Origin of the sequence: Pseudoduganella lutea (genome assembly GCF_004209755.1) — a bacterium.
GTDB classification, from domain to species: domain Bacteria; phylum Pseudomonadota; class Gammaproteobacteria; order Burkholderiales; family Burkholderiaceae_D; genus Rugamonas; species Rugamonas lutea.
Genome location: NZ_CP035913.1, coordinates 981,401 through 1,006,689 on the forward strand (window position 1 = coordinate 981,401; position 25,289 = coordinate 1,006,689).

The following is a 25,289-nucleotide window of genomic DNA, read 5'->3' on the forward strand; positions in this document are numbered from 1 at the left end:
TCAGGGCTTCGCCTTGTAGTTGCGCACGGCGTTCAGGCTATCCGAAAGCGTGGGCATCTCGATCGACAGGTTGCTCCCTTGCAGCTGGCGCAGCAGCGTCTGCACGGTGCGCGTGGCGCCCGCCCGCGTGTCGAAGTGCCGGGCCAGCATTTCCTGCGCGGCCAGCAGGTCGGCGCGGAAGGCGGCCTCGTTGCGCGACAGCAGAGCCATGCGCGCATTCAGCAGCCGCAGCTTGAGGTTCTCGCGCAGGAAGTAAGCATGCTCGGGGGCGAGCAGCATCGACTCCGGGTTTTCCACGGTGCGCACGCGGATCAGCTGGCGCACGTCGGTCCACATTTCGCTGCTCCAGCCGTTCCAGGCCGCCTGCAGGCGCGTGACCCAGGTATCCTGCGGCACCACCGGTTCCATTTGGGGCGCCTTGCTGGCCCCTGTGGCCCGGTCCTTGCCCAGCCGCTGCGACTCCGACGCCGTAGTGGCGTCGGCCAGCATCGGCAGCGCGTCGACGAGGGCGATCATATTGTCGAGCCGCACCGCCAGACCCACCGAATCCACGCTCGGCAGCGCCTTCAGTTTTTCGGTATCGCGCGCGATGGCGCGGCGGATCGTGATGAATTGCGGCGTGTCCGAACGCGACAGGTTGCGGTCGGCGTTCTGCAGCGCGATCAGTGCGCCCGGCACGTTTCCGGCCAGTTGCAGCTGCTGGCTTGCCGTCGACAGCACCTGCTCGATCTCGGCCAGCGCCCACTCGTCGCGGTTGCGCGACATGTCGTTGTAGAGCTGCTCCAGCGCCAGCTGCTGGGCCTGCGCTTCCTGCTGGCGGTTTTCCAGCACGCCCACCTTCACCTGCAGCTCGCGCGTGGCTTCCTGCACGGTCTTCACGAGCTGGTTCGATTCCGCGTTGACCGCATCACCTTTCTGCAGCCGCAGCGCCGTTTCCGCGCGCACCTTGCGCAACTGCGTGTGCGTGTTCACCGCCTGCGCGGCCAGCAGCACGGCCAGTATGGCAACGGCGATCGTGAGGTTGCGGTTCGTGAGGCCGCTGGCGGGGGCGGACGGCGGCGGGCCGGCGGGGGCCGGAGGAACGGCCGCGCCGGCCTGGAGGCCAGCTTGTGAAGCGGCCGCGCCTTGCGGTGCGGCCGGGTCGGGTAAGGTAGGCAATTCGTTCATGGCCGTGATTGTAACGCGGCGAGCAGGCGATCGTCGCCGGATCCTGTGAGGGTTACCTGGGAGATGCCGAGCAAGTGCGCCGTTTCGGCAATCCGGGTATGCGGGACAATGAAGTGCTGCTGTTGCATCTTTGCCACAACATTCTCGCCGCTGGCCGCGCAGCCCAGTTCTTCCAGCAGCACGAACAGGCCGCGCAGCGCTTCCGAGCTGGTGACGATCCAGTCGTTCGGTTCGTCCAGCAGCGCGCGCAGGCGCGCCGCGAATGCCGGCGTCAGCGCCGGCACGCTGCGGCGATAGGCAGGCATCGCCGTCACACGGGCACCGGCGGCCCGGAAGCCGTCGCCCATCAGTTCACGGCCCGCCTCGCCGCGCACGATCAGCACTTCCCTGCCGTCCAGCGCGGCCAGGTCGAGCGCCTGCAGCAGGTGTTCGGAATCGCTGTGGACGGGGTCCAGCGGGCTGACGATGGTGACCGTGGCCGGCGTGACGCCATGGGCCGCCAGCGCGGCCCGGCTGCCCTCGCCAACGACGGCCACGGTGACGCCGGCCGGCCAAGTGGCATGGAAGTCGGGGATGTGGGCAAACGCCGCGTCGATCGCATTCGGCGACACGAACGCCACGAGTGCGAAGTCGTGCAGGCGCGCCAGCACGGCGCGCAGCGCGCCGGTGTCCGGCAGCGGCGCGATCTCGAGCAGCGGCAGCACTTCGGCACGCCGGCCCAGCGCCGCCACGCGCTCGGCCAGCGGCAGCGCCTGCGCGCGCGGACGGGTGATGACGACGGCGCCCGGCATCCGTCAGGCCCCGCCGTCCGCCTCCGCCAGGCAGGACGCGAGGATCGCCACCGCATCCTGTTCGCGCAGCTTTTCCGCGACCTGGTCGCCCAGCTGCGACGCATCGGTGGCGGGGCCGTGCACTTCCGCGCTGGCGATGCGCTTGCCGTCCGGGGTGGCAACCATGGCGCGCAGGTGCATCCCGTCGCCATCGATCGTCGCATGGGCGGCCAGCGGCACCTGGCAGCTGCCGCCGAACACCTTCGATACGCGGCGCTCGGCCGTCACGGCCTGCGCGGTGGGCACGTGGTTCAGCGGCGCCAGCAGCGCCACCAGGTCGACGCCATCGGTGCGGTCGGCGATCTCGATCGCCATGGCGCCCTGGCCGGCGGCCGGCAGGCTGTCGGCCGGGTCCAGCACGGCACGGATGCGTTGCGGCAGGCCCAGGCGTTTCAGGCCGGCGGCGGCGAGGATGATGGCCGCGTAGTCGCCGCGGTCGAGCTTGCCCAGGCGCGTATCGAGGTTGCCCCGCAACGGCTTGATCACGAGGTGCGGATGGCGCGCCGCGATCAGCGCCTGGCGGCGCAGGCTGCTGGTGCCGACGATGGCGCCGGCCGGCAATTCGTCCAGCGAGGCGTAATCGTTCGACACGAAGGCATCGCGCGGGTCTTCGCGCTCGAGCACGGCGGCCAGCGCGAAGCCTTCCGGCAGCTCCATCGGCACGTCCTTCAGCGAATGCACGGCGAGGTCGGCCCGGCCCTCGGCCATGGCCACTTCGAGTTCCTTCACGAACAGCCCCTTGCCGCCCACCTTCGACAGCGTGCGGTCCAGGATCTGGTCGCCGCGGGTCGTCATGCCGAGGATCTCGACGGAACACTGGGGATATAATAAAGACAAGCGTGCGCGTACGTGCTCGGCCTGCCACATGGCGAGGCGGCTTTCGCGCGAAGCGATCACCAGCCTGGATGGAACCTGCAAACGCACTTCAGTCCCGAGCACTTCAGTCCCGACAATTTCAGAGGTATTCAAAGCCGCTTCTTTCCTGTACTTTTCGCTATATTTTCAATAATTATTCGCTGCTGCCCGCGCCGACCGGCGTGCCCAGCAAGCTGCGCGTGAGAATGGGCCACACAATGGATCACAAATTCTAGCACGCGCCTTCCCTGCAGCCGTGGCCACGAGCCCAATGCACCGAACCACAACTTTGCCACTTCGTAGCGATCATTCCATGGTTAATCAAGCAAGTGCTAGTCAAGTGGCTGAGCCACACAATGAACAAGGGACCGTCGACAAGGACGCGCCGCTGAAAGAAGACATCCGCCTGCTCGGCCGCCTGCTCGGCGACGTGCTGCGCGAACAGGAAGGCGAGGAAGTCTTCGCCGTGGTGGAGACGATCCGCCAGACGGCGGTGCGCTTCCGCCGCGAGGCCGACGCCGGCGCCGCCAAGGAACTGGACGGCATGCTGAAGATCCTGACGAAGGAGCAGACCATCTCGGTGGTGCGCGCCTTCTCCTACTTCTCGCACCTGGCCAATATCGCGGAAGACCAGCACCACATCCGCCGCCGCCGCGCCCACCTGCTGGCCGCCTCGGCGCCGAGGCGCGGCAGTATCCGCTTTGCGCTCGCCAAGCTGAAGGAAGCCGGCGTCGACCAGGAAAGCGTGCAGGACTTCTTCCAGGAAGCGCTGATCGCGCCCGTGCTGACCGCCCACCCGACCGAGGTGCAGCGCAAGTCGATCCTGGACGCCGAGCACGACATCGCCCGCCTGCTGGCCGAACGCGACCTGCCGCTCACGCCGCGCGAACGCGCCGCCAACCTGCACATGCTGCGCGTGCGCATCGCCACGCTGTGGCAGACCCGCATGCTGCGCTACACGAAACTGACGGTGGCCGACGAGATCGAGAATGCGCTGTCGTACTACCGCATCACCTTCCTGACCGAAGTGCCGGGCCTGTACGACGACATCGAGTGCGATATCGCCGAGCAGTATGGCGCCGGCGATGTGCCGGCCGAAGTGCCCCGCATCGAAGCGCCCTATCTGCAGATGGGCAGCTGGATCGGCGGCGACCGCGACGGCAATCCGAACGTGAACGCCGGCACGATGCAGCATGCGCTGGCCCGCCAGGCCACGACCATCCTCGATTTCTATCTCGATGAGGCGCACGCGCTGGGCGCCGACCTGTCGATCTCCACGCTGATGATCGGGTGCAGCCCGGCACTGCAGGCGCTGGCCGATGCGTCGCCGGACCAGTCCGACCACCGCGCCGACGAGCCCTATCGCCGTGCGCTGATCGGCATCTACGCGCGCCTGGCCAGCACGGCCCGCGCGCTGGGCGCCACCAATATCCTGCGCAAGGAAGTGGGCCACGCCGAACCCTATGCGGGGGCGACGGCATTCTCGGCCGACCTGCAGGTGCTGATCGATTCGCTCGAAGCCAACCATGGCGGCATGCTGGCGCGCCCGCGCCTGACCACGCTGAAACGCGCGGCCGACATCTTCGGCTTCCACCTGGCATCGCTGGACATGCGCCAGAGTTCGGACGTGCACGAGCGCGTGCTGACCGAGCTGCTCGCCCGCGCCGGCGCGCTGCCGAACTACGCGGAGCTCGACGAGGAAGCCAAGGTCAAGCTGCTGCTGGAAGAGCTGGACCAGCCACGCCTGCTGTATTCGCCCTACCTCGACTACACGGAAGAAACGCAGACCGAGCTGTCGATCTTCCGCGCCGCCCGCGAAATCCGCCGCCGCTATGGCGAACGGGCGATCAGTAACTACATCATCTCGCACACGGAAACCGTGTCCGACCTGCTGGAAGTGCTGGTGCTGCAACAGGAAACGGGATTGCTGCGGGGCCAGCTGCGCGAAGACGGCACCGTTGACACGACGGCCGACCTGATGGTCATACCGCTGTTTGAAACGATTCCCGACCTGCAGCGCGCCGCCGGCATCATGGATGCCGTGATGGCCCTGCCGCTGGTGAAGAAACTGATCGAACAGCGTGGCCGCATCCAGGAAGTGATGCTGGGTTACTCCGATTCGAACAAGGATGGCGGTTTCCTCACGTCGAACTGGGAGCTGTACAAGGCCGAGATCGCGCTGATCGAGGTGTTCGGCAAGGCCGGCGTGAAGCTGCGCCTGTTCCATGGCCGCGGCGGCACCGTGGGCCGCGGCGGCGGCCCTAGCTACGAAGCGATCCTGGCGCAGCCGAAGGGTACTGTCAACGGCCAGATCCGCCTGACGGAACAGGGCGAGATCATCTCGTCGAAATTCTCGAATGCGGAGATCGGCCGCCGCAACCTGGAGCGGCTCGTGGCCGCCACGCTGGAGGCCAGCCTGATGCCGGCGGCGCACCCCGAACACGGCGAACGGCTGGCCGGTTTCGAGGCCGTGATGTCCGACCTTTCCGACCGCGCCTACAAGGCCTACCGCAACCTCGTGTATGAAACGCCGGGCTTCACCGACTACTTCTTCGCCGCCACGCCGATCGCCGAGATCGCGGAGCTGAACATCGGTTCGCGCCCCGCCTCGCGCAAGTCGACCAAGCGCATCGAAGACCTGCGCGCGATTCCGTGGGGCTTCTCGTGGGGCCAGTGCCGCCTGCTGCTGCCGGGCTGGTACGGCTTCGGCAGCGCCGTCGCCGGCTGGCTGGCCGACGGCAACCGCGACGAGCGCATGGCCCAGCTGCGCGACATGGCCGAGCACTGGCCGTTCTTCGCCACGCTGCTGTCCAATATGGACATGGTCTTCGCCAAGACCGACCTGGCGATCGCGTCGCGCTATGCGGAACTGGTGGCGGACAAGGAGCTGCGCGAGCGGATCTTCAAGCGCATTGGGGACGAGTACCGGCAGACGCTGGAAGTGCTGGAAACCATCACGGGCGTGACCGAACGGCTGGCCGGCAACCCGCTGCTGGCGCGCTCGATCCAGAACCGCTTCCCCTACCTCGATCCGCTGAACCACCTGCAGGTGGAGCTGATCAAGCGGCGCCGCGCGCTGGCCGTCGATACGGACAAGGCCGATCCCCGCGTGCACCGGGGGATCCACCTGTCGATCAACGGCGTGGCCGCGGGGTTGCGCAACACGGGCTGAGTGGTTTCAACCACGATGCCGGCACTCGTGCCGGCAACAAGCAAGCGGGCCTGCGGGCCCGCTTTTTCATGAGCGGTGCTTTTGCCTGCCTACTGCTTCGATGACAGGGCCACGATCGCGGCGCCAGCGGCAAGGATCAGCGCATCCTCGATCAGGCCGCTGCGGGTCTGGCCGATGCGCTCCATTGCCTGTTTGCGGGCCGCAAGCGTCAGGTAGGCCAGCGGCACGGCGGTTGCCACCGCGACCGCCGCGCCCGCCCCTTCGCGGCCTTCCGGTGCCAGCGCGGCGCCAGCGATCCCGGCGCTCATCACGCGTGCCAGCAACCCCAAGGCAACGGTGCGGTCCGGCGCGGACTTCATCTTGTCCCCGGCCAGTTCCCCCGCCCCCATCGCCAGCGCGCCATACTTGAACAGCGGATGGTCCAGCAGCACCAGCCGCCCCGGTGTGTGGCGGCCGGCGAGGCGCGCCGTTGCGATGGTGGCCATGGGCGTCATCGACCGCGCGCTGGCGACGGCGCCGATCAGGATGGAGGGAAGCAGGCTGCGAACATTCATCTTACAAAACTCCTGTACGGGTGGACGTTTCCCATGCGACGTGAAATGACTTTCCGGCACACGGACTGGCAACGACCGCTGTCGTGCGGCCGCCACTCGACTGTAAACGTCCCTGCGAAGCCGTGTCGCCAGCCACGGCCGGACCGGCGCGCGATGCAAGGTCCGTCGTCTCCGCCAGCAGTGCCGATCCAGGTATGGCGTGCTAACCTTGGCGTTCGATATGCCAGCCTCCTCCCGAAACAAGGTCCGATCCAATGGCGACGTTGCGTTTGCATTTGCTTTGCCTGCTTTTCGCCGCGAGTGGTGTCGCCAGCAACGTCACCGCCGCGGACAAGGCACTCACCATCGGCGGGCGGACCCTGTCATTGGCGGTGCAGGGCGACTGCAGCCAGGCGCATCGCCCTGGTCGCGAGCTGGCGCGGTACCTGGCCCAGTACGATCCTTCCGGGGAGCCGAAAGCCGATCCAATGGACGAAACGCCGCTGACACAGGAAGAAATACGGATCGCCAGGCAAGCGCTCGTCGAGAGTGGCTTTCACTATCCGGACGGCCAGGAGAGCGTGCTGACGTGGATGGATTTCAACGGTGACGGCGTGTGCGATTTCACCGCCTCGGCGGGCATCGGCGGCATGCGCCCGATCGACAGGATGTTCCTGTTCCAGGGCGTGCACGGAGGCGGGTTCCGGCTGGCCGAGGCGCACCTGCACTACATGGACGGCGCCATCGTGCCGGTGCCCTATATCGCGCTCACCGTGGCGGGTGAACGACTGCCCTTGCTGGCCAGGCGCTATTCGCTGATGCAATGGCAGGGCAAGCGCAAGGCGTTGGCGGCTTGCGAAAACATCGAACGCGGCGCTGCAATCAACGGGGCCGGCGCTTCGCCGGTACTCGTGGCGCTCTGCCCCCATGCACGCGAGATCTACGAGTGGGCCGCCCGCCAATTACCGCATCAAAACGAGATTTCGTATTAGGGAAACGCATTCGGCGCGGATCAGGGCCGGCCGAACACCAGGCTGGCATTGACGCCGCCGAAGCCGAAGCCATTGGAGATGGCGTATTGCGTCGACAGCGCGCGGGCCGTGCCGCCGACGATGTCGAGGCCCTGCGCCGCCGGGTCGGGGCGCGCGAGGTTCAGCGTGGGCGGCGCCAGCTGGTCGCGCAGGGCAAGCACCGTGAAGATGGCTTCCACGCCGCCCGCCGCCCCGAGCAGGTGCCCGGTCGCCGACTTGGTGGCCGAAATGGCGGGGCCGCGATCCGTGCCGAAGATCGCACGAATGGCGGCCAGCTCGCTGGCGTCGCCGACCGGCGTGGACGTCGCATGCGCATTCAGGTGGCCGATCTGTCCGGGTGCCACGTTGGCCTGGCGGATTGCCAGTTCCATCGCGCGCCGGCCGCCCGCGCCGTCCTCCGGCGGCGACGTCATGTGATACGCGTCGGCGCTCGTGCCGTACCCCAGCAGTTCCGCGATCGGCGTGGCGCCGCGGCGCAAGGCGTGATCCAGTTCCTCGATGACCAGCATGCCGGCGCCCTCCCCCATGACAAACCCGTCCCGATCGACATCGAACGGTCGCGATGCGCGGGCCGGATCGTCGTTGAAGCCGGTCGACATCGCCCTGGCGGCGGCGAACGCGCCGAGGCTGACGCGATCGATGCAGGCCTCGGCGCCGCCGCACACGGCGACATCGGCTTCGCCGGCACGGATCAGGCGCGCGGCGTCGCCAATGGCCTGGGCGCTGGCCGCGCAGGCCGTGACGGGCGCGCCGAGCGGGCCACGAAAACCGTGGCGGATCGAGATATGGCCGGCGGCCATATTGGCCAGGAAATTGGGGACGGTGAATGGCGAAAGCCGCCGTGGCCCGCGGCCATCGGTGGTTCTCACGGCCTCCACGATGGCGCCGAAGCCGCCCACGCCCGAGCCGACAATGGTCGCCGTCCTGTCGCGCGCCTCGTCGCTGCCGGGCTGCCAGCCGGCCTGGGCCAGGGCCTGCTGCGCCGCGGCCACGGCGAACAGGCTGAACCGGTCCATTTTCTTGTGGTCCTTCGGCTCCACGGCGAGGGCGGCATCGAAGCCCCAGGGGCGCTCGGGCGCCAGGCCCGGCACCACGCCCGCCACCCTGGCGGCAATGCCTTCCGTGACGTCATCGGGCAGCACGACCAGGCCCGAACTGCCTTCCAGCAGCCGGCGCCAGACGGCTTCCACGCCACAGCCCAGCGGCGACACGATCCCCATGCCGGTCACGACGATTCTTCTGGTACCCATTCACGCTCCTGTTCGACCAATCAAGAAATGCGGTCACTGATTGACAAAATACGCCACCCCACGGCGGCTTCAGCTATCCACGCCCATGAAGACAGGCTTCAGTATAGGAAGATGGCCAGCGAATGGTTGGCACATCGCGCCAACGAATATGCAAAATGCGCCATAATGGCCGGCACCATGAAACCATCCAGGCAAGGCGCGCTTACCCTTTCGGCCCACTTCCTGCACGGGATGCTGCAGCGCGTGCGTGCGGGGCACGGCGACGAAGCGGTGGCCCGGGTACTCGCAAGCGCCGCCATTCCGCAGTCCCTGCTCCACCAGCCCGACGCACGGCTGACACGCGAGCAATATGCCGCGCTGTACCGGGCGGTCGCGGCAACGCTCGACGATGAGATGCTGGGGCTGTGGTCGCGGCCGATCCGCACCGGCACGCTGAAATACCTGATGCTCAGCTTGCTGGATGCGCCGACGGTGCTGGTCGCACTGAATCGTTTTGTCCGCTTCTGGAACCTGCTGCTCGACGATTACCGGCTGCACCTCTCCACCCGGAACAGCGTGGTGCGGCTGGCCCTCGTGGAAAGGGTGCCCGGCACGCCGGTCGCGCCGCTCGGGCATGAGTTGATGATGAAACTTGCCCACGGCATCGTCTCGTGGCTGCTCGGCAGGGAAGCCAGCCTGCAGCGGGTCGACTTCAGCTTCGCCAGGCCGCGGCACGTGGACGATTATGCTTTCCTGTATCCCGGCGAAGTGTGCTTCGATGCGGGCACCACGAGCATCCATCTTGCTTACCAGGATTGCGCGGCGCCCTTCAAGCGCGAGAAGCACGAGCTGTGGGCATTCCTGAAGCGCGCGCCGGAAGACTGGACCTTCACCACGCTGCATCGCGGCTCCATCGCCGCCAGGACGCGCGAGCAGCTCGAGCAGAACCTCGCACAGCCGATGACGATACAGGCACTCGCCCAGGCATTGCATCTTTCCGTGCGCACCCTCAACCGCCGCCTGGCGGAAGAAGGAACGCATTTCCAGGCGGTGAAGGACGGGCTGCGGCGGGACATCGCCGTCCACCGGCTGGCCAGTTCGAACACGGGCGTGGCCGCGCTGGCGTTCGAACTGGGCTTTTCGGACGCCACCGGGTTTTGCCGCGCGTTCAGGCAGTGGACCGGCAGCAGCCCGTCCGACTACCGCAAGGGCACCCGCCAGGGTGAATGACGGCGAAGGCGCTACCTCGATGGTTCGGCCGCTGCCGCATGGCGCTCGATGAAGCCTGCCACCGCACTGCCCACGCCGGGAGCAAGCGGCAGGTCCGGATCGGCATAGGCGGCATGATTGGCACGCAGGTCTTCCGATGCCACACGCTTGAGGACATGGTTGACGTCGGGCAGCAGCACCAGTTCGGCGTGCGGGGACGCCTGCTTCAGCAGGCGCGCATCCGCTTCGCCGACCTGGATGTCCCGCGTGCCCTGGACGACAAGGACCGGCTGCCGGTAGCCCGCCAGCAGGCGGCGTGGATCGTACGAAAAGGCGCTGATCAGGAATCCCTGGATTTGCGGCCCGAACAGATTCAGCAGCGCTGGGTGCAGGGCGGCGGTTTCCACGTTTCTCCCCTGCTCCAGCGCGTCGATTGCCGGCATGGCCTGTGCAAGCAGCGGGGCGTTCGCCGGATTCGCCTTCAGCTGTTCGCGCAGCACTTCACCAAGGGGGCGCCCGGCGGCCGACACGAGGACGAGGCCGCAGACGCCGGCTTGGCTCTTCGCCGCCGCCATGGCGACCAGGCCCCCTTCACTGTGGCCGATGAGCCAGACGCAGGCGGCTCCCGTGCGCTGGCGCAGCGCCGCGATCCAGGCTCCCGTGTCGCTCGCGTAGTCGGCAATCGTCACCGCGTTGGCGTCCGGCGTTGCAGCGGCGCTCGCGAACATCCCGCGCTTGTCGATGCGCACGGTCGTTATGCCGCGCCCCGCCAGGTCCTGCGCAAGCAGCCGATAGGTCGATGCCCGGATGCCCAGCGGGTTGTTGCCATCGCGATCCGTCGGCCCGGAGCCGGGGATGATGAGCGCGACGGGACCGATGGGTGTACCAGCAGGTGGACCGACAGGTTGACCAATCAGCGGGCCTGGCGACAGCATCTCGCCTTTCAAGGGGCCGCCGGGGCCCGGTGCCTCGACAGGCGTCCGGATCGGCTGGGCGTGTGCCACGATTGCCGTCAGCAGCGGGGCAATCCATAACAGGCGGTCAAGTTTCCTCATCGTCGTCACGTGCCCTTCAGGTTTTCGCGCAATGAAAAGTGCGCGGCAGGGCCACGCTGTTTGCCGGCATGGCGGCAAACAGCGTGGCGTCTCCATGGTGACGAATTTCCCTGGTGACGAATATCGTCGTCATCGACTGTTTCCCGGCAGCGGCCTGGGAAAAAACCTCATCCGCCTGGCCAGATGGCGACCATGGCCGTGACAAATGCGCACACCAGCATGCCCGCCACCGCCCGGACGATCAGCCGCTCGCGGCGGGCGCAGCGTCCACATACCCGCCCCTGGACGCCGATCTCGCCACCACCAATCTTCACTTCCTCGACATGACGCCCGGTCAGCCCGGTGCCGCACAACGCACAGAGACTGTGGAAATTGCGGCGCTTGCGCCGCCGCGTCAACGCGGCGTCCATTGCCAGCACGGCAATCACCAGCACGGCGCCGAGTGCCAGGAACATGGTTTTATCGGTCAGCATGCCGGCGTTACGGATGCCAGGCCGATTCCCACGCTGGCTTTCATGCGCACGGGCCTAGCCACCAGCGCGTTTCGGGTCGTGGCCCTGGGCCCGCAGGAATTCCATGGCCCGCTCGCAGTGATCGCCCTGCACCTCGATCACGCCATCCTTCACGGTGCCGCCCGAACCGCAGGCCGTGCGCAATTGCTTCGCCAGCGACGCCAGCGCGATCGCATCGAGTGCCAGCCCTTTCACGAGCGTCACGGTTTTACCGCCCCGGCCTTTCGCCTGGCGCGACACGCGCACCACGCCATCGCCCAGGATCACGGCCTTGGCATTGCAGGCACATTCGGACTGGGGACGGCGACATTCAGGGCACACGCGCCCGCCATCGGTGGAATAGACAAGACCACCATTTGCACGACTTTTCATGTTTTAATAATAAGATTATTTCAGGGGTGACTGCAAGGATAAATCATTGTATGACGCCCCGCATGCAGTCCCGTATGCAGCTTGATCGCTGCAGCGCCGCCGGCTGCAGTCCAGCCCCGGATGCCGGCATTTCGTCGCAATTTCCTGGCAGCGCCAGCGCCGCGGTCCTAGAATCGCTTCACCATACAATCACGATAAAAGGTTCCGCCATGCGTTCTGTCCCGACCCTGCTCTGCACCCTGCTTTGCTCGGCCTTCGTTGCCGCCTCGGCCCATGGCGCCGAGGATGCGCGCCAGCTCGGCGCCTTCCGCGCGATCGCCATCCACGGCCCGATCAACATCGAGGTCCACGCCGGCAAGGCGCAGTCGGTGAAGGTGATCGGCCGGCCCGAATTCATCGGCAAGGTGGTGACCAGCGTGAAGTCCGACGAACTGCGGATCGACTACGCGGAAAAGAACAACGTGTCGCTCAAGGACGGCGACCGGATCGTGATCACCGTGCCCTCGCTGGTCAAGTGCGTCGTCGAGGGTGCCGGCCAGGTGGTCATCGACAACGTGAAGGAAGAGCGGCTCGACCTGCAGTTCGAGGGTGCCGGGCGGCTGGAAGCGAAAGGCAGCACGAAGTGGCTGCGGCTGAAGGCGCGCGGCGTGGGCGAGGTGGTCACGCAGCACCTGAAGACCGAGCGTGCCGACGTCAACTTCGAGGGCATCGGCGACGTGAAGGTGCACGCAAGCCAGACGCTGAACGCCGTCGTGCGCGGCATGGGCAGCCTGACCTACTTCGGCAAGCCGAAGTCGCTGAACAAGTCGGTGTCCGGCATCGGCAACGTCACGGCGGGCGACTGAGGGGCCGGACCACTGACAGGCTGGCGTGCCGCAGCACGCCATTGCCCTCGAAGCCGAGCGCCTCGTACAGGGCAATGGCCCGCGCATTCCGGGCGCCCACGTGCAGCATCGGTGTCACGCCCTGCGCCTGCATGCCATGCATGACGTGGCGCACCAGCAGCCGCGCATGGCCCTGCCCCGCATGGTCCGGGTGCGTGCAGACGGCGCTGACTTCGCGCAGCGTGCCGAAATCCATGCGCTCGCCGGCCAGCGCCACCAGCCGGCCATCGGCGTGGATGCCGGCATAACGGCCCATCGTTCCGGTGCGGGCGCGGAAGTAGCCGGGGAACGCCACGGCCGTCAGCGCCTGCATGGCCGGATCGAGCGCATCGAGCACGGTTATTTCGCCGCCCGGCGGCGGCGCCACCGGCCCGCCCCGGTACACCATCTGCAGGACCGCGGACAGCTCCGTCAGGTGCCAGCCTTCGGGCACCGCGGGTATCGCGCCGACGAAGTACATGTCGGCGGGCAGCCGCTCCAGGTCGGCCGCGGGCACCGGCATGCCCTCCTCCGGCACCGCGCAGAACGGCGCCACGTCGGCTTCGTAATGCAGCATGTCGCCCAGTTCGCGCGCCAGGTGGCGCTGGCCGCTCGTCAGCGCGGCCCAGACCGGGTTGGCCAGCCTTCCCATCGTCTTCCTCCTTGTCGAAGGGGGTATACTGCCCGCTTTTTCGCGAAGATTCCACGATGAGCGCCCTGCCAGCCTGCCCGCAATGCGGTTCCGAATTCACCTACCAGGACGGCGCCAACCTCGTCTGCCCCGAGTGCGCGCATGAATGGTCGCCCTCTGCCGCCGCGGCTGCCGCTACCGCCAATGCTGCGCGCGTCTACCGCGACGCGTCGGGCAACGTGCTGCAGGACGGCGATACGGTCACCGTTATCAAGGACCTGAAGCCGAAGGGCTCCGGTGGCGTGATCAAGCAGGGCACGAAGGTGAAGAACATCCGCCTGGTGGACAGCGATCACGACATCGACTGCAAGATCGACGGCTTCGGCGCGATGAGCCTGAAGTCGGAATTCGTGCGCAAGGTGTAAGCGGTCGCCGCAAACGATTTCAATTGCTTTAAAAATAATCCAATCCTACAATCGCCGGGGTTCATCCACTCAAGGCACTGTATGGCATTTACCGCATCGACCCCGTTCAAACCTTTCGCAACGCTGGCCGCCGTGCTGCTGGCATGGCATTGCGGCCCGGCCTTTGCCGCCGCCTGCGGCAAGGCGCCGGCCGGCGAACTGACCGCGCAGCGGGTCGCCGCCGCGGCGCCGACCCGCACGGGGCCGCAGCTGTACGAAGGCCCTGTGTGGATCAGGGATGCGCTGTACTTTTCCGATTTCGGCCACGCGGGCGGCTTCCCCTCCCGCATCCGCAAGCTGGCCGCCGACGGCACCGTCAGCACCTTCCTCGAAGATAGCGGCAGCAACGGGCTGGCGGTCGATGCGCAGGGCAACCTGGTCGCCGCCACGCACAAGTACAAGGCGCTGTCGCGCTACGCGATGCCGGGCAAGGCCCGCAGCGCCATCGCCGAAAGGTACGAGGGCAATGTGTTCAACTCCCCGAACGACATCGCCATCGCCGCCGACGGCACGCTCTACTTCACCGACCCGGATTACCAGAAGGCGGCGGCGCCCGGCGGCCAGGGCGTGACCGGCATCTACCGCGTGGGCGCCGACGGCAAGGTGACGCTGGTGGACGGCACGCGGCGCAACCCCAACGGCATCGCGCTGTCGCTCGCGGGCGACCTGCTGTACGTGAACGCCGGCGACGGCGAAGTGCGCGCTTATCCGATCGTCGACGGCGTGCCCGGCGCGGGCCGCGCGTTCATCAAGGGCATCGATGGCGGCGACGGCATGACGCTCGACTGCCATGGCAACCTGTACGTGACCGAGCATGGCGCGCGCCGCGTGCGCGTGTTCTCGCCGCAGGGCAAGGAACTGGCGACGATCCGCGTGGATGCCAACGTCACCAACGCAGCCTTCGGCGGCGCCGATGGCCGCACCCTCTTCATCACGGGCGACCGCGCGCTCTGGCGCATCGCGCTCGACGTCACCGGCCAGCCTTACTGAAGGCCCGCCGCGGCCGCGGCGGGCAGTTGTATGTAGTGAATCCAACCTTCCAAGGAGATCTGCATGCGTAAGACAAGCTTCCTGTTCGCACTGCTGGTAATGCACGGCGCCGCCATGGCCCAGGCGGGCTTTGGCGAAAGCCACGTCCAGCACAGCCTGGCCGCCGACATCAATTCCGCCGGCCTCGTGGCCGGCGAGATCCGCAACGAGAATGGCCAGCGCCGCGCCGTCGTGTACCGCGATGGCCGGGTCACCCATCTCGGCACGCTTGGCGGTACCGACAGCTATACGAGCGCCATCAATACTGCCGGCACGGTCACGGGCGGTGCGCTCGATGGCAGCAACCGCTGGCGCGCGTTCCGCTGGCAGGCCGGGGCAGGCATGCGGGACCTGGGCACGCTGGGCGGAGGCAGCAGCCTGGGGATCGCGATCAACCAGGCGGGTACGATCGCCGGCTACGCCGACGTCGAGGATGGCAACTTCCACGCGTTCGTGCACGACGGCGAGAAGATGACGGACCTCGGCACCCTCGGCGGCCGGAGCAGCTACGCAACGGGCATCAACAACCGCGGCATGGTGGTGGGCGCGGCGCAGCTGGAGAATGGCTACCGGCGCGCCTTCGTGTGGACCGCATCAAACGGCATGCGCGACCTCGGCACGCTGGGCGGCCGGGTGAGCGCCGCCACGGCGATCAATGACAGCGGCATGGTGGCGGGTGCCTCCGAAACGGCCGATCACAAGTGGCACGCGTTCCTGCATGACGGCACGAAGATGATCGACCTCGGCGCGATGATCGCCAAGGGCCAGAGCTATGCCACCGGCATCAACGCGGCCGGCGACGTGGTGGGCACGATCCGCTTCCGCGACAATGCGCCGCTGACCTTCGTGTACAAGGATGGCCGGATGCGCATCCACCCGAACCGCAACGCCCTGTACGAGACCGGCAAGATCACCGACGACGGCAAGGTGGTCGGCGCCCACTACACGGGCCACCGCTACCAGGCGTTGTCGGTGCCGTCGACGGTCGACCTCGCGTACAAGGCAAAACCGTCGGATTACATGCTCGTCACGCTGCTGGTACTGATGCTGGGCTGGTGCCTGCGCAAGGGTTACGTGCACTGGCGTCATGGCGTGCTGGGCAAACCGGCGATCTATTGAGGGAGCAGATGCGCGGATGTTTCCTCTGCGTCCCTGGGCGCCAGGCGGGAGCGCACTTCCATCAGCGCGAAGCCGAGCAGGTTCAAGCCGTTCCATGCGGCGGGTTGCCGCGCGCGGGCATCGTCGGCAGCCAGGCCGATACCCCAGATCCGGTCGACCGGGCTGGCTTCGACGAGGACCTGGTCCCCGGTCTGAACGAGAAATGCCTGCAAGGCCGGGTTCTGGGAGAACTTTGCCTGATTGGCCCGCACGACGATCTCCCACCGGTGGGAACGCCAGACTTCCTCGTTGAAATTGCCGATCTCGCGGCCCAGCGCCTTGACGGCATCCGGCGCCGATGCCTCGAGAATGCGGCCCAGAACGGCGTCATCGTTGAACAGCCGGGCCTTCTCGGCCATCATGTATTGTTCAGCCGAGGCGTAGCGGATGCCGTCGAGGGTGAACGCGGCCTCGAACCACTGGCTGAAACAACTCTTCGTCACCGACCCGTCCTTCGCCGCCCTGTGGCCCCAGAACAGGACCATGTCGACCGGCGCGCCGGACTGGACATGCTCGACGAGTTCCGCCACCGAACGGAGTTGTGCGACGCCTGCCATTGATTTCCCTTCCACGGTTGTTCGATTCATGCGCAGGCGCGTGCGGCCAGCGCCGGCACCACCTCGTGCAGGGTGGCCACCTCGAACGTGGGCACCGCCTGCGTAGCGTTGGCGAGCCGGTTCGGGTTGAACCAGCAGCTGTCGATGCCATAGCGGTTCGCGCCGAGGATGTCGGCGTCGAGCCGGTCGCCCACGATGATCGCCTCGTGCCGCGCAAAAGCCCGCGCCAGCTTGCCCGCATGTTCGAAAAAGCGCACGTCCGGCTTGGCGAAACCGCACGCTTCGGATGTGCAGACGAAGGAGATGTGGTGCGCCAGCCCGGAGCTGGCGATGCGCAGCTGCTGGATCTGTTCGGCGCCATTGGTGACGATACCCACCTCGCCCACGCCGGCCAGCGCTTCGCACAATTGCACGGCGCCGTCGACCAGCACCACGGTGTCGGCCAGCGATTCCACGAACAGGCGGCTGGCCGCCTCGGGATCGAGGTCCAGGCCACCGGCCCCGAACGTCTGGCGGAAACGTTCCACCTTGAGGAAATCCTTGGACACGGTACCGGCCTCGAACCGGCCCCACAGCGCCGTGTTGAACACCTGGTACTGCGCGAACAGCCCATCCAGCGGGCCGGTGAAACCGAGGGCACCGAGGGTGCGCGCGAAGGAGAGGTGTTCGGATGCCTTGAAGTCGAGCAGCGTATCGTCGAGGTCGAACAGGAACAGCGTGTGCTTCATGATCGTGCAAACAGTCAGGACAATCGGGCATCGTAGCACGGATGAGCTTTGGCAGACAGGTGACCGCCTGTTGCGCGCCAGCGTCGCTGTCGCCCGCCGGTCACTGAAACGGTTGCGAAAGCCTGGCATCGGACTATCTTGAACAGACGTCGTCAAACTTGTTCAAAGGAGCAGCCGCCATGGAAATCCTGGCTGGACGTGCATTGGGTAGCAAGCTGGGTACCAGCTTATGTACCAGCTTGGGTGCCAGATCAATGCTGCATGGTCTCCTGCTTGCCCTCCCGCTCCTGCTGTCGGGCTGCGCGTCGATGAATGGCGAGGATGCGCAGCCGCCAGCCGTGGAACAGCCGCTGGCTGGCGAACCGGGGCAGCCAAAACGCATCATGGTGTTCCTCGATGGCACGCGCAACGATGCCGGCTCCGGTACCAACGTGCGCAAGCTGTTCGACGCCGTCGTTGCCGCGAAGGATCCGCAGACCACCAGTCTCTACATCGAAGGCGTGGGCAGTGCGGAAACGCCGCTGCTGGGGTCGGGCCTGGGCTTCGGCATGGAACCCAGAATCCTGCGCGGCTATGATTTCATCGCCCAGGCCTACCGACCGGGCGACGAGGTGTTCCTCTTTGGCTTCAGCCGCGGCGCGCATTCGGCGCGCGCGCTGGCCGGGCTGCTTGCCTACGCCGGAGTGCCGCCCGCTGCCATGGACGATCGCGCCGCACGCCTGAAGCGGCACAACCGCATCATCGAAATCGTCAAGGGCAAGAACGACAGGGACTTCGAATCGGCATGGCGGGCCTGGCGGCCCGGCGCCGAACCCGTCGTGGCGAAGGAGGTCGGCACCCGCCTGGCGATCGTCACGATACCGGTCGAAATCGCATTCCTCGGGGTGTGGGATACGGTGCCCGGTTCCGCGTTCAAGACCTTTGGCAATTGCCGGGAACTGGCGGACCGTCGCGATGGCGACCGCTACAAGTCCGATTCCTATCCGCCGATCCGCCGCATCTTCCATGCCGTGTCGCTCGATGAAAAGCGCAGCAAGTTCCGCCCGCTGCTGCTGTGCCCTGCGCTCGCCCCTGCCCATACGGAGCTCGGTGAAGTCTGGTTTCCAGGCGCGCATGCCGACATCGGCGGCGGCTACGAGGATGCGCAAGGGTTGTCGAACATATCGCTGCAATGGATGGTGGCAAAGCTGGGCGCGCACTATGCGCCGCGGCTGACGACGCTGTCGGAACCCTCATTCGCCGCCGACCCGCTCGGCATCGCGCACTGGTCCATCGGCGACCGGCCCGCGAACCTGCTCAGCGATTGCGAGGACCGCCGCCCACCGCCCGGCGCGGTCAGCGATCCGGCCGTGGCGGCGCGCATCGCGGCCGGCACTGCGCGGGTGCGCATGCACGGCGTCATTGAATCGAAGCCTTATCCGTTGTCGTGTTCAGGCAAATGACCCGCCTGGGCCATCCCTGCATCCGGAATGAACAAAGCCTCCCGGGTCGACCCTGGGAGGCTTTGCTGGTTCGGCGGCATTGCAGGCTGTTCACGCAGCGTAGCCAGCACCTTCCGGGTCGTCAGTGAATGGGAAACGTCAGCTCGGTCGGCAATGGCTGCGCAGCAATCGAAACCTTGCTTTCCGGGTCGGTTTCAGCGATCCACTCGATCCAGCCGAGTACTTCGCGAATACTGGCCAGGCCGCTGTGGATGGCTGTCCTGGCGGTGCGCAGTTCGGCCTGTTCGCCGTCGCCATCGGTCGCTTCGGCCCGGATGTCGCCGGTGCCTTCACGAATACGGCTTTCCAGGTCGGCAAGGTCGGCGGTCATTTCTTCCTGCAAGGCCTGCAGGACGGTGACCACCATTTCGGTGTCGGACAAATCCGCTTCATTCATGGGTATTCTCCAGTCAATTGTTCGTTCAGAGGGAACCCAGGCGCACACGCAATCAAGCAACGGTGTAAGGCGGCGTTCGAACGGTCCACCGGAAGGCGAGACGGGAAAACAGGACCGGCGAAAACAACGGTCACTTGACATGGTGCGTGGGCAAAGCATACCGCGCCCGGCCCCGTTCACCTAATCATTTCCGCTTTGTATCGTGCTCGCAGAGCGAAAAAAAGGAAGCCGAAGCTTCCTTTTTCGTGGTCACCGGACCCGATCAGTTCTGCGTCAGGAAGGTCTTGAGCTTGTCCGACCGCGAAGGCTGGCGCAGCTTGCTCATCGCCTTGGCTTCGATCTGGCGGATACGCTCGCGGGTCACGTCGAACTGCTTGCCCACTTCTTCCAGCGTGTGGTCGTTCGACATCTCCACGCCGTAGCGCATGCGCAGCACCTTGGCTTCGCGCGGGGTCAGCGAATCGAGCACTTCCTTGATCACGTTGCGCATCGAGGCGTGCAGCGCGGCATCCAGCGGTGCCAGCGTGGTGTTGTCCTCGATGAAATCGCCCAGCTGCGAATCGCCGTCCTCGCCCATCGGCGTTTCCATCGAAATCGGCTCCTTGGCGATCTTCATGATCTCGCGCACCTTCGATTCCGGCATCTCCATCTTCGCGGCCAGCGTCGCCATGTCCGGCTCGTTGCCGGTTTCCTGCATGATCTGGCGGCTGATACGGTTCATCTTGTTGATCGTTTCGATCATGTGCACCGGCACGCGGATGGTGCGGGCCATGTCGGCGATCGAACGCGTGATCGCCTGGCGGATCCACCACGTGGCATACGTGGAGAACTTGTAGCCGCGGCGGTACTCGAACTTGTCGACTGCCTTCAGCAGGCCGATATTGCCCTCCTGGATCAGGTCGAGGAACTGCAGGCCGCGGTTGATGTATTTCTTAGCGATCGAGATCACCAGGCGCAGGTTGGCTACCGTCATTTCGCGCTTGGCGTGGCGGGCACGCTTTTCGCCGGCGGCCATCTGCTTGTTGATCTTGCGCAGGTCGGCCAGCGGCAGCGCCACGCGTTCCTGCAGGTCGATCATCTTGTTCTGCAGTTCCTTGATCGCCGGCACGTTACGGCCCAGCACCGCGCTGTACGGATGGCGCGCGTCCACTTCGCCATCGACCCAGTCCAGGTTCGTCTCGTTGCCCGGGAAGACCTTGATGAAGTGGGCGCGCGGCATGCCGCAGCGGTTCACGCACAGTTCCAGCACGGCGCGCTCGATGCTGCGCACCTGTTCCATCTGGCCGCGCAGCGTGTCGCACAGCTTTTCCACGACCTTCGCCGTGAAGCGGATGCCCAGCAGCTCGGCCGAAATGGTGGCCTGTGCTTTCTGGTAGACGGCCGAGCCGTACGTGGCCTTGCGCATCTTGTCGAACTGCGACGAGATGACGGCGAAGCGCTCCAGTGCGTCGACCCGCAGCTGCACCAGCTGCTCGGTGGAGAAGCCGGCCGCGCCGCCATTGGCGTCGCCGTCGCTCTCTTCTTCCAGTTCTTCTTCCTCTTCCTCGTCCTCGTCGCTGGACGCGGCAGGGGCCGGGGCACGCACCGGTGCCGGCGCCGAATTCTCGTCCGGATCGACGAAGCCGTCGACCACGTCATCGACCTTCAGCTCGTCGTTCTCGATCTTCGCGGCCAGTTCGACGATCTCGTTGATCGTCGTCGGGCAGGCGGAGATGGCCTGGATCATGTCGCGCAGGCCTTCCTCGATGCGCTTGGCGATCTCGATCTCGCCTTCGCGCGTCAGCAGCGCCACGGCGCCCATCTCGCGCATGTACATGCGCACCGGGTCGGTGGTGCGGCCGAAGTCGGAGTCCACCGTGGACAGCGCGGTCGCGGCGGCAGCTTCCACTTCATCGTCGGAGGTGGCGGACGGCACGTTATCGGACAGCAGCAGCGCCTCGGCATCCGGCGCGCGTTCGTACACGGCGATGCCCATGTCGTTGAACGTGGCGATGATGCCTTCGATCGCTTCCGGATCGACGATGTTTTCAGGCAGCTGGTCGTTGATCTCGGCATAAGTAAGGAAACCGCGGTCCTTGCCCATGTTGATCAGGTTCTTGAACTGCTGGCGGCGCTTTTCCAGGTCGTCGGTGGACATGCCGGCTTCGCCGCCGAACGGGTCCAGGCCCTTGGCCTTGCGCTCGCGCGCCTTCGACGCGGCCTTCAGCTCGGCGCGTTCGACGGCGTTCAGTGCCGCCACTTCATCGTTCTCGGGGGTGAACTCGCTCGGCTTGCGGCCGCGGCGGCCCGGCACTTTCACGGAAGGCAGCAGGTAGCCGGACGTGTCGATCGATGCCAGCGTGGCGGCATCGGTGACCTGGCTGACGGCAGCCGGGGCGGACGGCGACGGTGCCGGCGCTTCCAGCTTGGCCTTGCGCACGCGCACCACCGGCGCCTTCGGCGCTTCGTCGGCGCCCGGCACGGCCTTGCGCAGCGTTTTCTTCGGCTCGGCACCAGCCGGCTCGTCGGCAGCAACGGCCTCGACCACGGATGCTTCGGCCTGCACCGGTTCGTCCGCCGCCAGCGCCGCGAGGCGGGACGTCTTTTTCTTCACGACGGTCACTTTACCGGCGGCCTCTTGCGCATTGTCGATCACATAGGATAAGGTGGTCTTCGGCACCGTCAGCGGCGCAGCTTCGGCGCGCGGCTTCTTGGTGGACAGCGTTAGGGTCTTCGGCGTTTTCGTCGTCATCAAATATCTCTTCAGTGCCTGGCGGGGCACGACGCAGGTGGAAAATTGAACAATCCAGCCCGGCCTTCGCAAAGGCCGTGCCGGTACGTATATGGGGATCATCCGGAATGAAAAAAGCCCGCGCCACACGAACCTTTCGGGTTCGATTCGCGGACCCCAATCATGGCAATTCCGTGGATTACTCAGTGCAAAATCAGTGTCAAAGCTCAGTGCGAACAGAAGAGAGGGCTCGGCCTCCGCGCCGCTGCGGCAACTGCACCGCGGGCGCCGGCATGCGGAAAACCCTGTTCAGGGGACCGCGGACAACTCCTTACAGACTGAATCCGCACCGCGCTGCTTTTGGTGCGTCGGCCATTATACACGCTTTGACATCGCCTGGCACGCGATGGGCCACCGGAGGATCTTCGGCAGGCCCCGGATCGCCTGTGGTCGCCCCGGCATGATGAAGAAAAATGCAACGCGCGCGCGTGTCGCGCATGGTATGCTGGCGCCTCCTGATCAATCCATGAAGTCGATGAATACCAGCCTTACCCCCGAGACGTCCGCTGCCGAAACCGCCTCCGCCGATGTTGAGTCCACCAACGTTGAGTCCACCAATGTTGTCGACACCAATGCTGCCGCCGCCGAAACTGATCCCGCCGAAGGTGCTCGCGCCGATGCCGTTCCCGCGGGAGCCCCTGCGGCACCTGCCATCACGGCACCGAGCGCCCGTGCCCTGCTGAAGCAGCTGGGCCAGCAGTTCGCGCCATTCCGCGATTTCCTGCCGCTGGCAATCGGCATCGACAAGCAGATCCTCGCACAGTTGCCGGGCATCGACCGCAAGATGATGCGTGCCGCGCTGGGTATCCACACGGGTTCGCAGCGCTACCTGCGCGCAATGGAAAAAGCCACCGTCCGCTACAACCTCGATGGCTCGACCGGCGCCGAAGTCACGGACGTGCACCGCAAGCACGCGAAGGACACGCTGGCCGAACGCTTCCGCAAGGAAGCGGAGCGCAAGAAGGCCGAACGCGAAGCGCAGGCGGCCGACGAAGCGGCACGCCGCCGCCAGGAAAAGCTCGAACAGCTGAGCGCGAAGTTCTCCCGCAAGGGCTGATGGTCTTCCATACCGAAGCACTGCCGCGCGAACCCGAACTGCCGCCCTACCAGGGCATCGCGCTGGCCGACATCCGTCTCGTGCGCACCGCCGAGGAAGCGCAGGCCGCCCAGGCCGCGCTGCTGGCGCACGATGCGATCGGCTTCGACACCGAATCCAAACCCACCTTCGTCAAGGGCCAGAGCTCGGACGGACCGCACCTGGTGCAGTTCGCCGACGAACGCACGGCCTGGCTGTTCCCGATCGGCCCCGACGTGGCGCCCCTGCTGCCGGCGCTGAAGGCCATCCTCGAATCGACCCACACGCTGAAGGTGGGCTTTGGCCTGGCGGACGACGTGAAGCGCTTGCGTGCCAAGCTGGCGATCGAAGCGGCATCCGTGGCCGACCTGTCGAAGGCGCTGCGCGTGCCCGGCCAGAAGCACGACCTGGGCGCAAAGAGTGCAGTGGCCCAGTACTTCGGCCGCAAGCTGCAAAAATCGAAGAAGATCTCCACCACCAACTGGGCCGCGCCGCGGCTGACGGACAAGCAGTTGCTGTACGCGGCCGACGATGCGCAGGTAGCGCTGCGCCTCTACCGCCACTGGCTCGCGCTCGGCAACAGGCTGTCCGCGACCAAGGCACCGCGCCCGCGGCGGCCGGCGGCCACGCCGGAATCCTGAAGCGGGCGCCCCGCGCCTGTCACATCTCCGTCACCCAGGCCGTGTAGTCGAACCCATTGCCGATCAGCTTTGCTACCGCTTCGCGGTTTTCGCCGCTTTCCGAGAACGCTGCCAGTACTTCTGCGCGGTCCGCCCCCTGTGCCAGCACGCCCGTCCAGTAAGCATAGCCGCCCTGCTCCGGCGCACGATGGAGGATGTTTGCGTAAAGCCTGTCGACGAACACGGCGTTGTCCGGCCGCGCGCCGCCGTACAGCGATGCGAATTCTTCGCTCGCGATGAAGTGCGCCGCCACGTCCCGCAGGCCCAGCCCCTTGTCCATCGCGTCGATCCAGTAGCCGAGCCCGATCGTATCCGGCTTGCGGTCGAACGCGGCCTGGTACAGCCGGTAGGCCTGCCCGCCCGCGCCGTCGCTATCGAGCGCGACCATCGTGTCGGCGAAGTCGATGCGTTCGGCGTTCACCACCGTGTCCGTGCCGCCGGGGCCGGACACGGTGTAGCCTTGGGCCGTGCGCGTGATCGCGTGATCCGCACGCGCGCCCGCATACAGGACGATGTCGAAACCGGCGCCGCCATCGAGCTTGTCGTGGCCCGCTTCGCCCTCGAGCTTGTCATTGCCGTCTCCCCCTGCCAGCGTATCGTTTGCCGCCGTGCCGGCGACGTAGCGCCCCGGCGTGCCGAGGCCGAAGTTCCCGCCCAGTCCGTCGCCGCCGTACAGCCACTTCAGCGCCGCCAGGTCGTATTCGCTGAACACGCTGTAGGCACCGGCATGGGATGTGTAGGACATCAGTGTATGGTCGGTGGAATCCAGATGGTCCGGCAACAGGATGTCGCCGTCGAACGGGTGCTTCAGGCCCAGGATATGGCCCAGCTCGTGCAGTACCAGCTCATAGGCAAAGCCGCCCGGAAGCGGCACCGCGTTATATTCCTCATAACGCGCGTTATCCATGTAGACGACACCGTCGGCCATGTATCCCGTCAAGGTCTCGCCTTCATGCCGGTACCAGCTCTGCCACCAGGCATAGCCGGCGAAATCCTCGCCGATGTCGGCGTTCGCAAAATGGATATCGGCGACCGCGGCACTGCCCGTTTCCAGGAATTCGATCCCGGTGACCGAAGCTACGTACTCGACAGCGAGGCGGATACCGTCTTGCTGGATGTCCGATACTTCCGAAAGCTCTCCCGGCACGTACTCATTCTCGGACGGAGGCGTATACCCGGCAAGCGAGAACGAATAATAGATCGTGTTCGGGGGATTGACGGTCTGGTAATTCCACCGCACGGCATATGGCTCCAGCAGTGCATCGATGTGCGCCTGGCCGGAAAGAGTGGTGGGATTCGAAATGTCGCTGACGGTTGGCATTGATTGAAAATATTCTGCTGAAACGTTCGATTATTTTTTATAAATTATTTCCTGTCAATTATTATTAATAACTTGGAGAATGTATGTTGCAATGCCGACGAACGTGCTCCTCTGTTCTTCGGCAGTGCGCAAGGGTATGCTCGGGCCGTCGACATCCGTCCGGGACCGGT

Annotated in this window: 24 protein-coding genes; 10 read left to right on the forward strand and 14 right to left on the reverse strand. The window is 66.1% G+C overall.

All coding sequences use genetic code 11. The features are described 5' to 3' along the window. The 3 genes from EWM63_RS04035 to hemC are packed head-to-tail and all read right to left on the reverse strand — an operon-like array spanning nucleotide 1 to nucleotide 2,921. The gene (locus EWM63_RS04035; RefSeq protein ID WP_130185391.1) at nucleotides 1–1,167 is read right to left on the reverse strand and encodes a uroporphyrinogen-III C-methyltransferase; all 1,167 of its coding nucleotides are present in this window, start codon (nucleotides 1,165–1,167) and stop codon (nucleotides 1–3) included. Beyond that, nucleotides 1,164–1,958, reverse strand: a complete 795-nt coding sequence (locus EWM63_RS04040) for a uroporphyrinogen-III synthase (RefSeq protein ID WP_130185392.1) — start codon at nucleotides 1,956–1,958, stop codon at nucleotides 1,164–1,166. Before EWM63_RS04040 ends, EWM63_RS04035 begins: the two co-directional genes overlap by 4 nt. A 3-nt stretch (nucleotides 1,959–1,961) precedes the next feature. Then, nucleotides 1,962–2,921, reverse strand: a complete 960-nt coding sequence (gene hemC, locus EWM63_RS04045) for a hydroxymethylbilane synthase (RefSeq protein WP_130185393.1) — start codon at nucleotides 2,919–2,921, stop codon at nucleotides 1,962–1,964. Nucleotides 2,922–3,165: 244 nt separating this feature from the next. Between hemC and ppc the strand changes: the two genes are divergently transcribed. Further along, the gene (gene ppc, locus EWM63_RS04050; RefSeq protein WP_130185394.1) at nucleotides 3,166–6,024 is read left to right on the forward strand and encodes a phosphoenolpyruvate carboxylase; all 2,859 of its coding nucleotides are present in this window, start codon (nucleotides 3,166–3,168) and stop codon (nucleotides 6,022–6,024) included. A gap of 89 nt (nucleotides 6,025–6,113) precedes the next feature. Here the strand turns inward: ppc and EWM63_RS04055 are convergent, their stop codons facing one another. After that, nucleotides 6,114–6,578, reverse strand: a complete 465-nt coding sequence (locus EWM63_RS04055; protein ID WP_130185395.1) for a hypothetical protein — start codon at nucleotides 6,576–6,578, stop codon at nucleotides 6,114–6,116. Between the two features lie 254 nt (nucleotides 6,579–6,832). Here EWM63_RS04055 and EWM63_RS04060 point away from each other — a divergent pair, with 254 nt between their 5' ends. Continuing rightward, a complete protein-coding gene (locus EWM63_RS04060; protein WP_130185396.1) occupies nucleotides 6,833–7,549 on the forward strand; it encodes a hypothetical protein in 717 nt (238 codons plus the stop codon). 20 nt (nucleotides 7,550–7,569) lie between these two features. Here EWM63_RS04060 and fabF read toward each other — a convergent pair whose 3' ends face one another. After that, nucleotides 7,570–8,838: a beta-ketoacyl-ACP synthase II gene (gene fabF / locus EWM63_RS04065; RefSeq protein WP_130185397.1), complete on the reverse strand. Its 1,269-nt coding sequence runs from the start codon at nucleotides 8,836–8,838 to the stop codon at nucleotides 7,570–7,572. 177 nt (nucleotides 8,839–9,015) lie between these two features. Between fabF and EWM63_RS04070 the strand changes: the two genes are divergently transcribed. After that, complete coding sequence (locus EWM63_RS04070; protein WP_229487719.1) at nucleotides 9,016–10,047, forward strand: AraC family transcriptional regulator; 1,032 nt, start codon at nucleotides 9,016–9,018, stop codon at nucleotides 10,045–10,047. Between the two features lie 11 nt (nucleotides 10,048–10,058). Here EWM63_RS04070 and EWM63_RS04075 read toward each other — a convergent pair whose 3' ends face one another. The 3 genes from EWM63_RS04075 to EWM63_RS04085 all read right to left on the reverse strand — a co-directional run bounded on the left by EWM63_RS04075 (nucleotide 10,059) and on the right by EWM63_RS04085 (nucleotide 11,965). Then, nucleotides 10,059–11,081 carry an alpha/beta hydrolase gene (locus EWM63_RS04075; protein WP_130185398.1) on the reverse strand — a complete coding sequence of 341 codons (1,023 nt, stop codon included), beginning with the start codon at nucleotides 11,079–11,081 and terminating at the stop codon, nucleotides 10,059–10,061. Between the two features lie 167 nt (nucleotides 11,082–11,248). Beyond that, entirely contained in the window at nucleotides 11,249–11,554 is a 306-nt protein-coding gene (locus EWM63_RS04080; RefSeq protein ID WP_130185399.1) for a hypothetical protein, read from the reverse strand. Between the two features lie 54 nt (nucleotides 11,555–11,608). Further along, on the reverse strand, nucleotides 11,609–11,965 hold the full coding sequence (locus EWM63_RS04085) for a translation initiation factor Sui1 (RefSeq protein ID WP_130185400.1): 357 nt from the start codon (nucleotides 11,963–11,965) through the stop codon (nucleotides 11,609–11,611). A gap of 209 nt (nucleotides 11,966–12,174) precedes the next feature. On the opposite strand from EWM63_RS04085, the gene EWM63_RS04090 reads away from it, so the two are divergent. After that, complete coding sequence (locus tag EWM63_RS04090) at nucleotides 12,175–12,810, forward strand: GIN domain-containing protein (protein WP_130185401.1); 636 nt, start codon at nucleotides 12,175–12,177, stop codon at nucleotides 12,808–12,810. Here the strand turns inward: EWM63_RS04090 and EWM63_RS04095 are convergent. Further along, nucleotides 12,794–13,480, reverse strand: coding sequence for a GNAT family N-acetyltransferase (locus EWM63_RS04095; protein ID WP_130185402.1), 687 nt, complete (start codon nucleotides 13,478–13,480; stop codon nucleotides 12,794–12,796). The two genes, EWM63_RS04090 and EWM63_RS04095, sit on opposite strands and share 17 nt — an antisense overlap. A gap of 56 nt (nucleotides 13,481–13,536) precedes the next feature. Here EWM63_RS04095 and EWM63_RS04100 point away from each other — a divergent pair, with 56 nt between their 5' ends. The 3 genes from EWM63_RS04100 to EWM63_RS04110 all read left to right on the forward strand — a co-directional run bounded on the left by EWM63_RS04100 (nucleotide 13,537) and on the right by EWM63_RS04110 (nucleotide 16,071). Continuing rightward, complete coding sequence (locus EWM63_RS04100) at nucleotides 13,537–13,884, forward strand: zinc ribbon domain-containing protein YjdM (RefSeq protein WP_130185403.1); 348 nt, start codon at nucleotides 13,537–13,539, stop codon at nucleotides 13,882–13,884. An 81-nt stretch (nucleotides 13,885–13,965) separates the two neighbouring features. Next, nucleotides 13,966–14,913 (forward strand): SMP-30/gluconolactonase/LRE family protein, encoded by a 948-nt coding sequence (locus tag EWM63_RS04105; protein ID WP_130185404.1) that lies wholly within the window; start codon nucleotides 13,966–13,968, stop codon nucleotides 14,911–14,913. 63 nt (nucleotides 14,914–14,976) lie between these two features. Beyond that, nucleotides 14,977–16,071 carry an HAF repeat-containing protein gene (locus tag EWM63_RS04110; RefSeq protein ID WP_130185405.1) on the forward strand — a complete coding sequence of 365 codons (1,095 nt, stop codon included), beginning with the start codon at nucleotides 14,977–14,979 and terminating at the stop codon, nucleotides 16,069–16,071. On the opposite strand, the gene ybiA is transcribed toward EWM63_RS04110, so the two are convergent. Together ybiA and EWM63_RS04120 are read right to left on the reverse strand one after the other, a co-directional pair. Then, the gene (gene ybiA / locus EWM63_RS04115; protein ID WP_130185406.1) at nucleotides 16,065–16,667 is read right to left on the reverse strand and encodes a riboflavin biosynthesis intermediates N-glycosidase; all 603 of its coding nucleotides are present in this window, start codon (nucleotides 16,665–16,667) and stop codon (nucleotides 16,065–16,067) included. The genes EWM63_RS04110 and ybiA overlap by 7 nt on opposite strands. Nucleotides 16,668–16,693: 26 nt before the next feature. Continuing rightward, nucleotides 16,694–17,395 (reverse strand): YjjG family noncanonical pyrimidine nucleotidase, encoded by a 702-nt coding sequence (locus EWM63_RS04120; protein WP_130185407.1) that lies wholly within the window; start codon nucleotides 17,393–17,395, stop codon nucleotides 16,694–16,696. A gap of 254 nt (nucleotides 17,396–17,649) precedes the next feature. Between EWM63_RS04120 and EWM63_RS04125 the strand changes: the two genes are divergently transcribed. Next, nucleotides 17,650–18,837: a phospholipase effector Tle1 domain-containing protein gene (locus EWM63_RS04125; RefSeq protein WP_165390748.1), complete on the forward strand. Its 1,188-nt coding sequence runs from the start codon at nucleotides 17,650–17,652 to the stop codon at nucleotides 18,835–18,837. 121 nt (nucleotides 18,838–18,958) lie between these two features. On the opposite strand, the gene EWM63_RS04130 is transcribed toward EWM63_RS04125, so the two are convergent. Continuing rightward, nucleotides 18,959–19,273, reverse strand: a complete 315-nt coding sequence (locus tag EWM63_RS04130; RefSeq protein ID WP_130185409.1) for a hypothetical protein — start codon at nucleotides 19,271–19,273, stop codon at nucleotides 18,959–18,961. A gap of 262 nt (nucleotides 19,274–19,535) precedes the next feature. Beyond that, on the reverse strand, nucleotides 19,536–22,004 hold the full coding sequence (rpoD, locus tag EWM63_RS04135) for an RNA polymerase sigma factor RpoD (RefSeq protein ID WP_130185410.1): 2,469 nt from the start codon (nucleotides 22,002–22,004) through the stop codon (nucleotides 19,536–19,538). Nucleotides 22,005–22,509: 505 nt separating this feature from the next. Between rpoD and EWM63_RS04140 the strand changes: the two genes are divergently transcribed. Together EWM63_RS04140 and EWM63_RS04145 are read left to right on the forward strand one after the other, a co-directional pair. Beyond that, the gene (locus EWM63_RS04140) at nucleotides 22,510–23,100 is read left to right on the forward strand and encodes a ProQ/FINO family protein (RefSeq protein ID WP_371861189.1); all 591 of its coding nucleotides are present in this window, start codon (nucleotides 22,510–22,512) and stop codon (nucleotides 23,098–23,100) included. Beyond that, nucleotides 23,100–23,759: a 3'-5' exonuclease gene (locus tag EWM63_RS04145; RefSeq protein WP_130185411.1), complete on the forward strand. Its 660-nt coding sequence runs from the start codon at nucleotides 23,100–23,102 to the stop codon at nucleotides 23,757–23,759. The genes EWM63_RS04140 and EWM63_RS04145 overlap by 1 nt, the downstream gene beginning before the upstream one ends. A gap of 19 nt (nucleotides 23,760–23,778) precedes the next feature. On the opposite strand, the gene EWM63_RS04150 is transcribed toward EWM63_RS04145, so the two are convergent. Then, nucleotides 23,779–25,119: a DUF4214 domain-containing protein gene (locus EWM63_RS04150; protein WP_130185412.1), complete on the reverse strand. Its 1,341-nt coding sequence runs from the start codon at nucleotides 25,117–25,119 to the stop codon at nucleotides 23,779–23,781. Nucleotides 25,120–25,289: the final 170 nt, after the last annotated feature.

Excerpts from the sequence above, each read along its gene's own strand:
- EWM63_RS04125 (WP_165390748.1), top strand. The coding sequence starts at position 17,650 with ATGCTGCATGGTCTCCTGCTTGCCCTCCCGCTCCTGCTGTCGGGCTGC.
- EWM63_RS04145 (WP_130185411.1), top strand. The coding sequence starts at position 23,100 with ATGGTCTTCCATACCGAAGCACTGCCGCGCGAACCCGAACTGCCGCCC.
- EWM63_RS04060 (WP_130185396.1), top strand. The coding sequence starts at position 6,833 with ATGGCGACGTTGCGTTTGCATTTGCTTTGCCTGCTTTTCGCCGCGAGT.
- EWM63_RS04120 (WP_130185407.1), bottom strand. The coding sequence starts at position 17,395 with ATGAAGCACACGCTGTTCCTGTTCGACCTCGACGATACGCTGCTCGAC.
- EWM63_RS04055 (WP_130185395.1), bottom strand. The coding sequence starts at position 6,578 with ATGAATGTTCGCAGCCTGCTTCCCTCCATCCTGATCGGCGCCGTCGCC.
- rpoD (WP_130185410.1), bottom strand. The coding sequence starts at position 22,004 with ATGACGACGAAAACGCCGAAGACCCTAACGCTGTCCACCAAGAAGCCG.
- EWM63_RS04035 (WP_130185391.1), bottom strand. The coding sequence starts at position 1,167 with ATGAACGAATTGCCTACCTTACCCGACCCGGCCGCACCGCAAGGCGCG.
- EWM63_RS04075 (WP_130185398.1), bottom strand. The coding sequence starts at position 11,081 with ATGAGGAAACTTGACCGCCTGTTATGGATTGCCCCGCTGCTGACGGCA.
- EWM63_RS04105 (WP_130185404.1), top strand. The coding sequence starts at position 13,966 with ATGGCATTTACCGCATCGACCCCGTTCAAACCTTTCGCAACGCTGGCC.
- EWM63_RS04110 (WP_130185405.1), top strand. The coding sequence starts at position 14,977 with ATGCGTAAGACAAGCTTCCTGTTCGCACTGCTGGTAATGCACGGCGCC.
- EWM63_RS04140 (WP_371861189.1), top strand. The coding sequence starts at position 22,510 with ATGAAGTCGATGAATACCAGCCTTACCCCCGAGACGTCCGCTGCCGAA.
- EWM63_RS04070 (WP_229487719.1), top strand. The coding sequence starts at position 9,016 with ATGAAACCATCCAGGCAAGGCGCGCTTACCCTTTCGGCCCACTTCCTG.
- EWM63_RS04085 (WP_130185400.1), bottom strand. The coding sequence starts at position 11,965 with ATGAAAAGTCGTGCAAATGGTGGTCTTGTCTATTCCACCGATGGCGGG.
- EWM63_RS04040 (WP_130185392.1), bottom strand. The coding sequence starts at position 1,958 with ATGCCGGGCGCCGTCGTCATCACCCGTCCGCGCGCGCAGGCGCTGCCG.
- EWM63_RS04130 (WP_130185409.1), bottom strand. The coding sequence starts at position 19,273 with ATGAATGAAGCGGATTTGTCCGACACCGAAATGGTGGTCACCGTCCTG.
- EWM63_RS04090 (WP_130185401.1), top strand. The coding sequence starts at position 12,175 with ATGCGTTCTGTCCCGACCCTGCTCTGCACCCTGCTTTGCTCGGCCTTC.
- fabF (WP_130185397.1), bottom strand. The coding sequence starts at position 8,838 with ATGGGTACCAGAAGAATCGTCGTGACCGGCATGGGGATCGTGTCGCCG.
- ppc (WP_130185394.1), top strand. The coding sequence starts at position 3,166 with ATGGTTAATCAAGCAAGTGCTAGTCAAGTGGCTGAGCCACACAATGAA.
- EWM63_RS04095 (WP_130185402.1), bottom strand. The coding sequence starts at position 13,480 with ATGGGAAGGCTGGCCAACCCGGTCTGGGCCGCGCTGACGAGCGGCCAG.
- EWM63_RS04100 (WP_130185403.1), top strand. The coding sequence starts at position 13,537 with ATGAGCGCCCTGCCAGCCTGCCCGCAATGCGGTTCCGAATTCACCTAC.
- EWM63_RS04080 (WP_130185399.1), bottom strand. The coding sequence starts at position 11,554 with ATGCTGACCGATAAAACCATGTTCCTGGCACTCGGCGCCGTGCTGGTG.
- EWM63_RS04150 (WP_130185412.1), bottom strand. The coding sequence starts at position 25,119 with ATGCCAACCGTCAGCGACATTTCGAATCCCACCACTCTTTCCGGCCAG.
- ybiA (WP_130185406.1), bottom strand. The coding sequence starts at position 16,667 with ATGGCAGGCGTCGCACAACTCCGTTCGGTGGCGGAACTCGTCGAGCAT.